Origin of the sequence: Orenia metallireducens (assembly GCF_001693735.1) — a bacterium.
GTDB classification, from domain to species: domain Bacteria; phylum Bacillota; class Halanaerobiia; order Halobacteroidales; family Halobacteroidaceae; genus Orenia; species Orenia metallireducens.
In genome coordinates this window covers 521,273-535,771 of the sequence record NZ_LWDV01000008.1, presented here as the reverse complement: position 1 = coordinate 535,771, position 14,499 = coordinate 521,273, and the positions used below count along the sequence as shown (strand labels likewise).

Below are 14,499 nucleotides of genomic sequence, written 5' to 3'. Positions count from 1 at the left end.
ATTTCTAGATTGATTAACAGCGCTCCTCTTCTAATTGTTTATTTTTTTATAAATTTCTTTAATTTTTTCCTTCATATCTAAACTTACTTCATTGCCACTATACCTCTTATTCTCGATATAATCTATAATCTCATAAATATTAGCTAATAACTCAACATCAGAAATTCTAGCTGATAGCTCTGCCTTGGAATTGGCCTTAAGGCTGATATTATATTTATACTTTATTATCTGATTGAAAAGATGATAGAGTTCTTCCTCATCCTTAGCTTTTTTGATCTGCTTATAATATTCTTTTAACTCTTCATCTTCACTACCCTTATACCTATTGACTGCCAAGTAGATAATCATTAAAAGAATCAATAGTCCAATTGTAGCTAAGGCTATTTTGAGATAATTCTTCTTAATCTTAAAGGTATAATAACCTTCATCGGTTTGAGCAGTAGTATTAATTTGGGATATCTCTATACTCTTATTTTGGGATTCCTTAGCAGGATTGCTACTTGCAACTAGATTCTGTTGTACCTTTTTAACCCCACCATTAACTTTAATAGTTTTTGCTGCTATAGTAGCGTACTCATACTCTTTCTTCTCTGGATTGAAGTAAGGTAGCTTGATTTCAGGAAGGTTAAGCTCACCACTCTCTTTAGGAACAAGAATAACATCAAAATTCTTTTCAGCATAGTATTCCATCCCTCTGATCTCTTCTTTCTTATCCTTCTGAGTCTGATAAATCTCAAAGCCAGAAATGTCATTATCTAAAATCTTATCAAGACTATCTAAGTTTACATCACCTGTTAGCTTAATATTTAAGGTTGTAGAATCACCATACTCCACCTCTTGATCAGCCAAGTTACTATCTAATTGTAAATTACCAACAATTCCTGTAAAATCCTCAGGTTGCCCCTCTTGAGGTAATGGCAAAACCTCGATAGTCTTAGCTTCTGTATTAAAGTAAGTAGCTTTAGAAGAACTAAAGAAATCCCCTGTACTGATATTTGCTTGGAAAGGGTAGTCAGGTATTTTTAATTTACCTGTCTTAGTTGGGGTTAAGATAATCTGTCCCACCTCATACTTGATATACTTCTTCCCATCAAGGTAGACATAGTTAGCCTTTAATTGGTCTTGGGATTTGACCTGACTGATAAAATCATTGAAGTTGAATTCTTCTAGGAAGCCATAGTTCTCCAAATTATAACGAGTAAATAGATCATACTTTAGAATGATCTTCTGACCAAAGTAAATCTTATCTTTAGATAGAGTCGTTCTAATAAAGATATTGCTATTATCCTGATTATGATTCACTTTTCTCTCCTCTACTTTAATCTGCAGCTTATTCGTTCTGTAGGTCTTACCCTTATATTCAACTACCCCTTGTAAAGTAAACTCCCCTACTTCCTTAGGCATAATTACATAATGATATTGTTTACTGTAACTTCTCTCCATATTGATAATAGTCGTTTGACTACCTGACCTCTTAGACAGAACTTGAAAGTTATCTAAGCCTTCTACTTCAACAAGTTCTGCCCCTTTAGTATCCTTTAATGAGATCACTAGATTGGTACTTGTTCCTTCCGATAAATAAAGATCATCTATATCTAAACGAAATTCTTCTTCTGCCCCAAAAATCAGAGCAGAGAAGATTAATAAAAAAAGTAATGAAGATATTATTACATTGATTATCCTCTTCACAATCTCACCTCCGATTTATTAAGAACATATAATTTGAATTAATTATTTTCTTTAACTATATAATTTAGTAACTATTAATTGGTAACAAGTGACTAGTAGAAACATTGATACACTTGATAGATGCTACAACACTTTTAGAATTCACACCTCACCCTAACCCTTCATACACAATCGGTCTCTCTTATTCTTAGGAGAGGGAATAAAAGAAAATATAGTATCTTCCCCCTCTCATTAGTTAAGGAGAGGCTGATTTTGCATGAAGTGGTAGATCAATATACCCATTAACAGCTACTATCAGTATTAAAAACTACCAATCATACTTATCACCTTGATTATCTCCAGGCTTCTTTATCTTCTGATTGTTCTTAAGACTATCCTCTTCCTCTTTCTCTAGTGCTTGGAGTATACTGAAGGCTTCCTGTAATTTCTTTTGATCTAACTTACCATCTTCCTCTTTTATGCTACTTTCTTTAGCAGATTCTTCTTGCTTGCCATCTTCTTTATTCTCTTTAGTCTGACTATCTCCACTAGATTTACTCTCTTTTTCTTCTGCCCCCTTATTATCTTGTTGCTTCTGCTTATCTGATTGATTCTGTTGCTTAGTATTTTGGTTTTGACTATTTTCTTTATTCTGCTGTTTCTTATCTTGAGAGTCTTCCTTACCTTCATTATCCTGTTTTTTCTCTTGATTATCTTTATTTTCTTCTTTTTTCTTATTATCTTGTTTGTTTTGTTGCTTATCATTCAATTCTCTTAATAATTTATTAACATATTCATAGTTAAATTTTAACTCTTTATCATTCATATCTAGCTTAATTGCTGATTTATAATTATTCAAAGCCTCTTGATAATTCTTAATCTTCTCAGCTAGCTGTTTGCTTTGATCACCTAACATCTTATAAACATTACCTATATTCATATAAACCTCTTTATCCTTAGTTGCTTGATTATAGTAACTCAAGGATTCTTTATATTTCCCCAGTCTATATAGAGCATTAGCCAAATTATAATTTAATTGCTGATTACCTGAATTAACTGTTAATCCTGATTGATAGATATTTATAGCTTCCTGATATTTGCCCTGATTATAGAGCTGATTACCTTCTTCTATCAGCTGAGCTATACTCTTCTGATCTCTATTACACCCTGATAATAGAGATACTATCATTAAAGCCAAGATAAAGTAACAAGAGATTCTCTTCATTTAAGCCCCCTCCATTCAGGCAAAAGATATCCTAATAAGAATAGGAATAGACCAGTTGCTAAGAAGTATTGATATATCTTAATAAACTTCTTTATCTTATCTTTACTATACTTATCCCTCTTCAATTTAGATATATCATCGATTAACTGCTCAATCTCATCACCTATTAAAGAAACAAGATAAGACTTGCCCCCTCCACTCTCTGCAATCTCTCTTAAGGAGGATATATTCAGCTTAGAGTTGACATACTTCCCCGATTGATCCCTCTTATAACCAACTCTGTTCCCCTGACTGTCATATTCAGGAATTAATGCCCCATCTTCGGTACCAACACCTACTGTATATACCTTCACCTTTCCTAAATTCTCAGCTACCTCTATTCCAGATTGGTTATGCTCCTCTCCATCACTGAAGATAACTACAACCTTGTCACCCTTAGCCGATTCATCAAAGGATTCCTTAGCCAATTTTAAGGCTGAAGCAATATTCGTTCCTCCCCCAGCAATCATATCAGTATCCATTACCTCTAAGAACATCTTTGCCAAATCATAATCATCAGTCAAAGGCATCTGTACATAGGAATCTGATGAGAAAGGAATAAAGCCAACTCTATCCCCCTCTAAAGAATCAATTAGATTCTCAATACTCTTTTTGGTTCTCTCCAATCTATTTGGTTTAATATCCTCAGCTAACATACTTTTAGAAATATCTATTAATAAATACATATCTAAACCTGATTTTTCTACCTCTTGATACCCTTTAAGGATCTGAGGATTTAGCAAAGAAAAAGCTATCAATAAGATACCCATGGTCATTAAGGTAGGTTTAATTACTTTAAACCTATAATCTATATCAAAAGACAAAGCTTTAATAATCCCATTACGTTTCTGATAAGCTAATATCAAAGTTATAAGTACTAGAATTGGAATTAAGAAGTATATTGAATTTTTTATATTAGTAAATTCCACCTTTAACTCACCCCCAAATTAAAACAATTGACAGTTGAGAGTTTACAGTGTACAGTTGAGTTCAAATCATATAAAATAATTATTTAATCTTTTAACTGTCAACGATACACTTTAAACTGATATCATGGTATCTTTAAAAAGAGATATTTCTCTAAAAATATCCCAACTAAAATAAGTAATAATCCCAATTTAATAAAACCAAAAGCCAATTCTCTATATTCAAAGTAGTTATTAACATCAAACTCTGTCTTTTCAAGCTGGTCAATTCTATCAAATATCTCCTCTAAAGCATTGGAATCCTTAGCTCTAAAGTACTCCCCTTGAGTAGCTGTGGCAATCTGCTTTAGCAGCTCTTCATCTAGCCCACCTCGATAGGTCTGATATCTAACTTGACCAAAAAAATCTTTGCCAACAGGTACTTTTGTAATATCACTTCCTACCCCAACGGTATATATCTTAATCCCCATATCCTTAGCTAACTTGCTAGCTGTCTTAGGATTTATCTTGCCAGCATTGTTCTCTCCATCGGTCACTAGGATAATTACCTTAGATTTTGACTTACTCTTCTTTAGGCGGTTAATCCCAACAGAAATCCCCATCCCAATAGCAGTTCCATCTCTATTAACATCCTCTGTACTTGTACTAGCTAAAGTCTCTTTTAAAATATTATGGTCCAAGGTCAAAGGTATCTTGGTATAAGCAGTTCCAGAGAAGATAACTAAAGAGATTCTATCGACCTTCCTGCCTTCAATGAACCTACTGATAGTATCTTTAGCCACACTAAGGCGATTTGGTTCAAAATCTATCGACTTCATACTTCCTGATACATCTAAGGCTACTACAATATCTATCCCTTCCTTCTTGATATTTCTCAACTCTTTTCCTGATTGAGGACGTGCTAGAGCAACTACTAATAAAATAATCCCCGCTAAGATTAGATACCTTCCAATCTTATGTTTGATAGTTTTCTTCATCCCTGCTTCTTTTAGCAGAGTAATACTTGAAAATCCTATACTCTTAGTCCCTCTCTTCTGGAAAAACATATATATAAGTATCGGAATCAAAAATAAAAGATACCAGTGTAAAAACCTAAACATAATTCACACCTTCTTTACTTGCTTCTATCAAATCGACTATTCTGACCAATTCATCACGCTTTTTCTCCTTTTTTTCTAGGCTGACCTCCTTGCCTCTATACTTGCAGATATCAGCAAAGTTCAACCACTCTTTAATCTGGTTTAGATAATCATCCAATTGAGGAATATAATTTATCTCTGCAATAATCTCACTAGAGGTCTTACCTACAATTTTACAATTGAAGGTCTGTTCTAGATAATCCTTAAAGGCAAGAGTTAAGAAGACAAAATAATTCTCATCCTTAAGGCTAAGCTCCTCTACCTTAGTTCTAAACTGACTATAAATACTCAACTCTTTTCTATTTCTCTTGCCAAATATCTTTCTTAAACGTAGAAATGATAAGAGTGCAATGATAGCAACCATAACAACTAATAATTTATACAAAGGCAGCATTTTCTCAGCTTCTTTAGGCTCTAAATCCCCTTCAAAGATATCCTTGCGATTAACCTCATCCAAGGTTGATGCTACTTGAATCTTCAACTCCTTATCGCCTAAATTGACAACCTTCTCCCCTGCTTCAAAGCTCCTAATTCCTACTTGGTAGCCTGAATCTAATTTTTCTAAGCTCTCTATCTCAAAATCTTTAAAGCTATCTCTAATATCTTCTTTAGATAAATTAGTATTAGCAATCTCTAATTTAATCAAATCACCAATATAAATAGCTCTATTTTCACCATATGTATAGCTATTAACTAAGACTAGCAAAGACAAAAGCAAAAGTAAAACTAATATGATACGACTTCTTCTCATTCTTATCTCATTCTCCTCCTAAAAAATAACATTAATGCTTTAACAAAGTCCTCATCTGTATAGATAGTAAGTAAATTTCTAGCTGGCAATTTGGCATCTGAATTTAGTTCAGTCCTTCCTTGTAAATTATCTAAGACAATAGTCTCACCAGTCTCTAAATCTTCAAATTCAAAGATAGCCCCCTTAGGTAAACTCTCCTCAGCTTTATCGATAACTTTAATTAGAATTAAATCATGCTTCTTATCAGCTATCTTCAACTCCTTCTCATAATCCTTGTCCAGAAAATCAGAGATTAAGAAGACTATGCTCCTCTTCTTCTCTATCCTATTAAAATATTGCAAAGCCTTTTTTATATTTGTTCCTTGATTGCTTGGTTTGAAGCTTAAGATTTCCTCAATAATAGATAAGACATGCCTCTTGCCCTTTTTAGATGGTATCAGCTTCTCAACCTTATCAGTAAATAGAATACTACCTACCTTATCACTATTCTTAACAGCTGAAAAAGCAAGAGTAGCACCAATCTCAGCTATAATATCCTTCTTCTTACCAAAACTATTGGAGCAGGACATATCTATTAATAAGAACATATTCATTTCCCGTTCTTCCTGGAACTTCTTGATATATGCCTTATTCTGACGAGCCGTTACATTCCAATCAATACTTCTAATCTCATCACCAGGATAATACTCCCGAATCTCATCAAACTCCATACCCTTTCCTTGGAAGGCTGAACGATACTCCCCACAGAATATCTCTTCAACTATTTGATTGGACTTAATCTCTATTCTTCTTATCTTCTTAATTAGCTCTTTAGAAATGATAATAATTCACCTCCTGAAGTTCAGTAATGAGTTACTAGTAACAAGTAATTAGTATAAATAACAAAAATCTTTTTACTATCTACGGTAATCTAACATTGTCCAAAATCTCAGCAATTATATCCTCTTCACTAATCTCCTCAGCTTCTGCTTCATAACTAAGTAAGATTCTATGGCGCAAGACATCATAAACTACAGCTTTAATATCATCAGGTACTACATAAGCTCTTCCTTCTAAGAAGGCCCGACCTTTGGCTGCTAAGATTAAATTAATAGAAGCCCTTGGTGAAGCACCACAGGCTATGTATTGGTTCTCTTCTCTAGTCTTAAAGATGATATCAAGGACATAATCCTTTAAATTCTCATCAACATAGATATCTCTAACTATATTTCTAATCTCAAAGATTCTCTCTCTACTCAATAGTCTATTTATCTGAATATCTTCCAATCTTCCTTTCTCAGTTAGCAAGTTAATAACCTTCTTCTCCTCTGCTTTACTTGGATAGCCTACCTTTAATTTCATCATAAATCTATCCTGCTGAGCCTCTGGCAAAGGATACGTTCCCTGCTGTTCTAATGGGTTTTGAGTAGCCAGTACTAAAAAGGGTCTATCTAAAGGATAGGTCTCTTCTCCAATAGTAACTTGCTTCTCCTGCATAGCCTCCAATAAAGCTGACTGTACCTTAGCAGGTGCCCGATTAATCTCATCAGCAAGAATAATATTAGCAAAAATTGGACCCTTTTTGGTCACAAACTCCCCTGTATGCTGTTTATATATCTCTGTTCCCAAGATATCTGCTGGAAGTAAATCAGGAGTAAATTGTATCCTTTTAAACTCTACTCCCAAAACCTTAGAACAGGTATTGACTGTCAGTGATTTAGCCAAGCCTGGAACACCCTCTAATAGTATATGACCACCAGTAAAGATTCCAATTAAGATTCTTTCAATCATATAATCTTGCCCAACTACCGACTTTGCTATCTCTTTTTTGACTAAACTGATTAACTCCTTCTTCTCTAATACCTTTGTTTCTACCTGTGCGATATCCATATGTAAAAACAACCTCCCTAAAAATTATAACTTTATTATAGAAAAATAGCCCAGTTAATATAAATTAAATGAGCTATTTTATAAATTATACCTTATTATTACATTATAAACCTTAATTTTGACAAAACTATGACGATATGAATAATTAAAATCAATAACTAGAATGATATACTTTCATTTAAAATAATAAATCATTTTAACTATTTATTCAGGCAGCACTCTTTATACTTTTTACCACTGCCACAAGAGCAAGGATCATTTCTTCTCATCTTTTTGTCTACTCTTATAGGCTTTAATTTATCTGCTCTCTCTAATTCTTTCTCTTATAGAGTCTAATAATAAGTTAAACTCATCCTCAGAGATATGGTTATCAGGATTATGGGAGAAAATTCAGAGAAATAAGAACCTCGAAACTCTTTATATTGCTTAAAAATATTCCAATCACTCTTCTTATTTAATATGTAACTATAATATGTAACTATAATCTGTAAACCTAGCATCTTCTCTAGAAATAATCTCCTTATCTACTCTACCTGCATCAAAAGCCTGATAAATCTCCTGTTCTAATTCCTTCTCACCCATATCACCTATATCTCCAATTACTAGACCAACCAATTGTGGATCACATTTATCACTTTCTAGTATATTTCGATATATTTCCATTACCTCTTCTCTTTTTTTAGGATACTATACAGCTATTTTAGCTAATCCCATACTAACTGTTTCTTGAAAATATAGATAGTAATCTTTATTTAATAAAAATTTCTCTAATAACTTCATCTTATTCTTACCTAGTTTATAGATTACATACTGGATATCTTCAGTTAGGATATCTCCTAACCAGAAGTATACAAACTCCTCATCCTGAGATAAAAACTCTAAGATCTTAGGTAATGAATTCTCTGCCTCCAGTTCTGCTAATAAGAATAGTGCATGGACAATAAAGAAAATCTCAACATATTCATTAGAATTTATTGATTTATCTCTATATTCTTTATAATTATTGATAGCATCATCTACCATCCCTTCTAAATAAGGAATCAACTCTTCTCCATAAGCTAATATCTTTTTAACTTTTTATCTTCTATAAAACAATCAATCTCATATAGCTCTTTAATCAATGGTTTTATATTCTTTTCCATTTAATATTATCTCCCCTTTAGAAATAATGTTAATTTCTCTTAATCTATCTCAGTATAGCAGACAAAAACTTTAACATCAATAATTAATAGCATAAGAAGAGTCAGTGCTAGCACTGACTCTTAGATCTAACTTATCATCTTAAATTATAAATTGCTGGCTCTTTTAAAACCTTCCACCCATACTCATCTTTAATTAAATCAATGGCAAGGGATAAATCTTCTTGTTGATTATCATCATCATAAAAGGAGATAGCAACTCTAGCTGTATCTTCTACTTGATTTCTTATCTCTAAGGTATATCCTAACTCACCAAAATTATCTAAGCTTATTATCTCTATCTTTTCTTGTATCTGCTTCAACCTCTTATTATCCTTAAATTGATTCAAAGTTAGACTTTCTTGAACCCTCTGCCAGTAGCTCCCATAAATCACCTCCATATTATCACTTAATATTCCTTGAGCAAAAACCCTTGCAGTTGCAACCGGTGAATAGTATAACTCTTTGGCATCTTTAACCATCTTAATCAATCCTGTTAAATACTCTACTCTACTATCCAAGTTAGGATGGCTAGAGAATAGTTCTCCTACCCTTGAGTCATTATTGCCACCTTCTTTAAGAATATGCATTAACTCTATGGCGCCATAAGAGTCATAGCCAGCCTTTTCTATTAAAAATACTGAATATTCATCTGCATCTCTCTCCTGCTCCCGACTATATCCCTTCTCCAATAAATTAAGTCCAATATTTCCTGCTACATCCAAGATTCCTTTATACCTATTACCTTTAGTAAAGGTTTCAAAGAGTACTCCACCTACCTGCAACCCTTGGATTAAATTTATACTCTCTGCTATATCATTATTGACACCATGCCCCAACTCATGGGCAATAACTGCTGCTAATTGATTCTCATCCTCCAACCGCTCTACCAATCCTTTAAAGAGCACCAAGTTCCCATCACCTAAATAAGCTGCATTTAATACAGGGGCATCGACAATATATAGCTTAAAATTCAAATCTGAAGAATCCTTAGCAGCCTCTAAGGATAATTTATCAAAGATAGTATAAACCCTATCTCTAGCTGTTGCTTCTAAATAAGCTAGTCCATACTCTTCTTGATACTTTATCAAATTCTTTTTGGCAATCTCTCTTTCTAAATCTGAAACTGCTTCTACTGGTAGATTTATCAAAAACAGAGCCAATATTATAAATAATATAGTGGAAAAGCTCCTACTGTACTTTAGCATTTAACCGCTCCTTACTTTTAATTAATCTTTAATAATTTTCACTCCTAAATCAATTGCTGTCAATTATTACTCCACCCTTAACTTCAAATACGTACTCTCTCCATCTTTAACCCTCACTTCTAACTCTTCTTCTTTACTCCATAAAACTACTTTAATTCTATATATCCCACTAGGTAACCCTATAAAATTTACCTCCCCATTAATAGTATAAGCAAAATCAAGGCGTTGTTTATACTCTGGTGAATAGATTCCCACATAAACATCATCTAATAAATTTCCTTGATTATCATAGGTTATAATCTTTAAATCTCCCTTTCCTTCACAACCTGTTAAAATAGTCATTAATAGTAATATAGTTATAATAGGAAACATTCTTCTAATCTTCAAATTATCTCAACTCCTATCTCTAATTCCAATCAAATGCTCTTTGAACTATCACTAAAATCTATTAAATTATATCTAACATTAATCTTAATAAAATTATAACAACTTATTATAATCTTTGCTATTATAAACCCAAATCCTGCTGTAAAGTTATAGTAATCGCACTTGAAATTATCCCAAATAACAGCTTTTAATTTATCTTATCTGAATATTAACTATTTAATCCCTTTAGGAGATAAACTGATACAATTGAATGATATTGCGATACTTTCAAAATTGAGAATGGAAAATGAAGAATTGAGAATTAAAAGATTTTAAACCGAAAAAAATTTCTGTTTGAGCGAAGCAAGAATTGAGCTAGAATTTAGAGCACAATTAAATTCTTATTAGAGAATCTAATATTTAATAATACTCATTAGTTTGATTGCTAAGTGAGTGGGCTCTGCTACAGAGAGTCTTGATCGGGTTTACCACGAAGGGTTTGCTTTTTAAACCCGTAGGTTAGACTCGTAGGATATTTTTTTCTAGACCTTTTGGTAACTTTTGTGGCAATGACAAAAGTTACTCGGGAAAAAGCTGATAAGCTTTCCCGAAAGATGTTCTTAATAATTTTGTTAACTTTTTAAAAAGTAAAACTGTCGCAATATACCCATTATCTAACATTATCTATACCAAATAACTCAATTACCTCCCCTCATATACTCACAAAATAGACCTATCTAATCATATACTATTGTACTAGCAATTATCACCCATATATTTTCTTGTAGTCCCCTCTACTTACTGATATAATTAATGTAAGATACTTAACTTTGTAGATTATTAATTTAAAACAGATATAAATTAAGAGATTACTTCTCTTAAAATCCTAACAGAAGGGGTAATTTAATGCTAGAGAAGAATAAAATTTCCAGTTTTTTTGAAAATTTCTTAACTGGGGGTAATAAGAGCTATATAGACCTTCATATTCACACTAATGCATCTGATGGATTGATTGATACAGACTTTCTGAAAGAATTTCTAAAGAATACTCCCCACCTGATTTCTGTCACAGATCATAATAATATTAAGAGTAATGTTTCTCTATATGAAAGTGGAGAAGTAAATATCGTGCCTGGTATAGAGGTTGGTTGTAATGATGGCTTTGAATTCTTAGTCTACTTTAAAGAGATTGGAGATTTGATTGACTTCTATATTAAAAATGTAGAACCCTTTAAATATAGAAATAAGATTGCTCGTACTAAGCAATCATATGAATATTATCTAGAAGAAGCCAGAAGATATAATTCCTTGATCTCCATCCCTCACATTGCTGGAATGGCCCAAAAAAACTATCTAAAGAATAAAGATTATATTCATCAAATCACCGCTAAAGTAGATGCTATTGAGACCTATAACCACACTTTATCTAAGAAGAGAAATTTTATTGCCAGCAGAGTCAGAAGAAGCAAAGGTAAATTTGCTACCTTTGGAAGTGATGCTCATATTAAAAGGGAGATTATATCCTTTTATAACTATCAAAATAATAATTTTACTAAGTCATTTTATCTTAAGAAAAACTTATATCACTTAGCTTCTATTATTGGATTATTTGGAAAACACTTACATCATTTCTTAGACCTAAATTAATAAAATACTTCAGAGTTATCCCTCAATTTTATCTTAGATTATGATAATAAAGTAGGATGTAGTAAAGTATACTTATATTTTCAAATATATAATAAATATAGATAAGAGCCTAGCTGATATCAGCTAGGCTCTTATCTATATTTATATTAATAAACTCTCTTAATCTCCTCTAAAATACCTTCAATCCAATATTAAGTGTTCCTACATAATCTTCATCTTTATTAAAGACCTTCTCTTCTTTAATAAAGGCTTGGTACTTTCCAGCCACATCATATATATACTTGTCATCTACCCATGCTACTGTCTTTTCTGACTTATTATAAAAGGCATCTATCTTATTCCCTCCTTATATAATCATTTAACTTTAAAATCAAATTTAAATGTTACTTTATAAAGAGATGATGATTAATGCACCTCCTAAATATTAATCTTTATAATTTATTTTAGAAAATAATAGATAGATAATCAAATTGTATAGCTATAGAATGAGTGGCATTATATACCCCAATAGTAACTATTTAGCTCTGTTTTATTGATAATTTGCAATCAAAATTTCAATTTACTGCTACAAAAAATAAAAATAAGACTACTAAAGATTAACTCCCTAGCAGCCTTATTAATTAATATATCTTTAGAATCTAAATGTTCCAGATAAACTAACATATTTATCTGAATCAACAGCTAAGTTTAGATCTACAAATGGTACATTTAATCCTAAACCACCAGTATAAACTGTATCTTCACCACTTTGTTCATAAGCACCTAATCTTAAAGCTAGTAAACCAGCAATAATTCTCTTCTCTAATCCAAAGTGATAGATATCTTCTTGATCTTCTGGCATTTCAATATCAACAGCTACTGTTGCAGCAATTGGGAATGGCAATTTAGCTGCTGCTCCTAAAGTTACTGTTCTTTCTAGTTCATCAGGCAAGTCAGAACTTTCGTCCCAATCTAATTTAGAAGTTGCATTTCTAACTGTTGCTCCAATATTAACCATATCAGTTACTTTAATTAAAGCTCCTACGTCTAATCCATAACCAGTAGCATCATCACTTATTTCTACTGGTTCATTGAATGTTAAATTGGTTTCATTATAACTATATTCTACAGCATCATAGCGACCAGATATATATTTAGCATTCATTCCTAGAGCAATAGATCCAATATTCAATGGAGGATCTATGATATTAGTCCCTAAAGAGATAATTCCTTCTCCAATCATCATATTTTGAGCAGTTTGAGTCTTAACATTATTCACTTCAGAAGACTCAGTTGTTAACTCACTATTAGCAATTAAACCTACTCCTACTTTCTTGAAGTTTGCAGCTACCAATCCATTAATATTTAACTTAACATCTTCAGGAAATTCCAAAGATTTAACAGCTTCAATCTTCTCTTGGTCAGTTGTTGCATTCTGTATAGCATCGATACTGTCAATAAAATCTTGGATTGCTTGTACATCATCAGAATTTACTTGTCCACCAAGATCGAGGTTGAACCCTAACAGTCCACTTTGAGTTAACCCTGCTGGATTCCAATAAACAGCACTTGCATCATCAGCTACAGCAGTAAAGGCTCCTCCCATACCATGGGCTTTTGATCCCAATTTATTAGCAGCAAAAGATGGAGCAACCATTGTTGTCAACAACAATACTACCATTACTACAACATAAATTTTCTTCATCTTAATACCTACCTTCCCTTAGTTTATTTTTTCAGAGATTTTTATTTAATTTCTCAATAATAAAAATAATAATCCATGCCTTTACAGAGAAACTTTAAAAATAATATCTTTTTTATGAAAATCTCTGAATTTATACACCTAATTACATAATTCTACATCTGATAGTCAAACCCTCTTTTTTATCTATAGAGCTTATTACAAAACTAACTACTATTTATGTATTATTTTATCATAAATTCAATTAAATAAATGTGGGGGTTGATACATTTTCGAGTTAATAGTTTACAGTGAACAGTCTACAGTTAAAAGCTTAATAAACCTTAACATCATAAAGTTAGATGGTTTTGACTTTAACTGTCAACCGTCAACTCGTCAACTGTACATTGTTAAACTAACACGAAGTGCCCCATCATCTCTCTTTCACACTATAGAAAAAGAGGCACAAACTATTGTGCCTCTGAGATTGATGAAAAACCCCCACTAATTTTTTAGTGGGGGTTTTTCTATAGCTGAATTTAGTTAAAATTGATTTAGAGAGTAATAAAAATTTAATATTATTATCTGATTTTAGAAGAATAGAGTTCTTTTCTCTATGCTTAAGAACGCTTGCGATCTTTTTCATGTTTTGAACTGATGCTGTTAACAAACATTGTTCTTCAACATTTTTCTTTCCACGCATACGACAATAGCGAAGTCCATGCAGGTTTTTTCCATCTGCAAAACTTCGCTCAACAGTTTCTTTTCTTTTTTTATAGATACTTTTTCCTTTATCTGTTCTCATAAATTCTTTAACATCTTC

General features: G+C 32.2%; 12 protein-coding genes and 3 pseudogenes. 1 reads left to right on the top strand and 14 read right to left on the bottom strand.

What is annotated here, in order from left to right:
- Positions 1-30: 30 nt before the first annotated feature.
- The 11 genes and pseudogenes from U472_RS07395 to U472_RS07345 all read right to left on the bottom strand — a co-directional run bounded on the left by U472_RS07395 (position 31) and on the right by U472_RS07345 (position 10,390).
- Entirely contained in the window at positions 31-1,689 is a 1,659-nt protein-coding gene (locus tag U472_RS07395; protein WP_176714121.1) for a BatD family protein, read from the bottom strand.
- 307 nt (positions 1,690-1,996) lie between these two features.
- Complete coding sequence (locus U472_RS07390; protein WP_068717005.1) at positions 1,997-2,893, bottom strand: tetratricopeptide repeat protein; 897 nt, start codon at positions 2,891-2,893, stop codon at positions 1,997-1,999.
- A complete protein-coding gene (locus U472_RS07385; protein ID WP_068717003.1) occupies positions 2,890-3,861 on the bottom strand; it encodes a VWA domain-containing protein in 972 nt (323 codons plus the stop codon). The genes U472_RS07390 and U472_RS07385 overlap by 4 nt, the downstream gene beginning before the upstream one ends.
- A 122-nt stretch (positions 3,862-3,983) precedes the next feature.
- Positions 3,984-4,958 carry a vWA domain-containing protein gene (locus U472_RS07380; protein ID WP_068717001.1) on the bottom strand — a complete coding sequence of 325 codons (975 nt, stop codon included), beginning with the start codon at positions 4,956-4,958 and terminating at the stop codon, positions 3,984-3,986.
- A complete protein-coding gene (locus U472_RS07375; protein WP_068716999.1) occupies positions 4,951-5,748 on the bottom strand; it encodes a hypothetical protein in 798 nt (265 codons plus the stop codon). The genes U472_RS07380 and U472_RS07375 overlap by 8 nt, the downstream gene beginning before the upstream one ends.
- A 2-nt stretch (positions 5,749-5,750) precedes the next feature.
- Entirely contained in the window at positions 5,751-6,569 is an 819-nt protein-coding gene (locus tag U472_RS07370) for a DUF58 domain-containing protein (RefSeq protein ID WP_068716997.1), read from the bottom strand.
- 79 nt (positions 6,570-6,648) lie between these two features.
- Positions 6,649-7,617: an AAA family ATPase gene (locus U472_RS07365; protein WP_068716995.1), complete on the bottom strand. Its 969-nt coding sequence runs from the start codon at positions 7,615-7,617 to the stop codon at positions 6,649-6,651.
- Between the two features lie 200 nt (positions 7,618-7,817).
- Positions 7,818-7,928, bottom strand: a pseudogene (locus tag U472_RS17665) (SEC-C metal-binding domain-containing protein); the annotation flags it as partial.
- A gap of 154 nt (positions 7,929-8,082) precedes the next feature.
- Positions 8,083-8,682 (bottom strand): annotated as a pseudogene (locus tag U472_RS17205) (DUF1186 domain-containing protein).
- Between the two features lie 211 nt (positions 8,683-8,893).
- Positions 8,894-10,003 carry a M48 family metallopeptidase gene (locus tag U472_RS07350; protein WP_068716989.1) on the bottom strand — a complete coding sequence of 370 codons (1,110 nt, stop codon included), beginning with the start codon at positions 10,001-10,003 and terminating at the stop codon, positions 8,894-8,896.
- A gap of 66 nt (positions 10,004-10,069) precedes the next feature.
- Positions 10,070-10,390, bottom strand: coding sequence for a hypothetical protein (locus U472_RS07345; RefSeq protein ID WP_068716987.1), 321 nt, complete (start codon positions 10,388-10,390; stop codon positions 10,070-10,072).
- A gap of 885 nt (positions 10,391-11,275) precedes the next feature.
- Between U472_RS07345 and U472_RS07340 the strand changes: the two genes are divergently transcribed.
- Positions 11,276-12,016: a PHP domain-containing protein gene (locus U472_RS07340; RefSeq protein WP_068716985.1), complete on the top strand. Its 741-nt coding sequence runs from the start codon at positions 11,276-11,278 to the stop codon at positions 12,014-12,016.
- 169 nt (positions 12,017-12,185) lie between these two features.
- On the opposite strand, the gene U472_RS17660 is transcribed toward U472_RS07340, so the two are convergent.
- From U472_RS17660 to U472_RS16210, 3 genes and pseudogenes are all read right to left on the bottom strand, one after another.
- Positions 12,186-12,350, bottom strand: coding sequence for a 4-fold beta flower protein (locus U472_RS17660; RefSeq protein WP_425415770.1), 165 nt, complete (start codon positions 12,348-12,350; stop codon positions 12,186-12,188).
- A gap of 297 nt (positions 12,351-12,647) precedes the next feature.
- Positions 12,648-13,700: a PorV/PorQ family protein gene (locus U472_RS07335; RefSeq protein ID WP_068716983.1), complete on the bottom strand. Its 1,053-nt coding sequence runs from the start codon at positions 13,698-13,700 to the stop codon at positions 12,648-12,650.
- A gap of 592 nt (positions 13,701-14,292) precedes the next feature.
- A pseudogene (locus U472_RS16210) lies at positions 14,293-14,499 on the bottom strand (transposase); the annotation flags it as partial.

What these genes read in the sequence shown, in the direction of transcription:
- U472_RS07390 (WP_068717005.1), bottom strand. Translation starts at nt 2,893, where the DNA reads ATGAAGAGAATCTCTTGTTACTTTATCTTGGCTTTAATGATAGTATCT.
- U472_RS07380 (WP_068717001.1), bottom strand. Translation starts at nt 4,958, where the DNA reads ATGTTTAGGTTTTTACACTGGTATCTTTTATTTTTGATTCCGATACTT.
- U472_RS07375 (WP_068716999.1), bottom strand. Translation starts at nt 5,748, where the DNA reads ATGAGAAGAAGTCGTATCATATTAGTTTTACTTTTGCTTTTGTCTTTG.
- U472_RS07365 (WP_068716995.1), bottom strand. Translation starts at nt 7,617, where the DNA reads ATGGATATCGCACAGGTAGAAACAAAGGTATTAGAGAAGAAGGAGTTA.
- U472_RS07350 (WP_068716989.1), bottom strand. Translation starts at nt 10,003, where the DNA reads ATGCTAAAGTACAGTAGGAGCTTTTCCACTATATTATTTATAATATTG.
- U472_RS07340 (WP_068716985.1), top strand. Translation starts at nt 11,276, where the DNA reads ATGCTAGAGAAGAATAAAATTTCCAGTTTTTTTGAAAATTTCTTAACT.
- U472_RS07335 (WP_068716983.1), bottom strand. Translation starts at nt 13,700, where the DNA reads ATGAAGAAAATTTATGTTGTAGTAATGGTAGTATTGTTGTTGACAACA.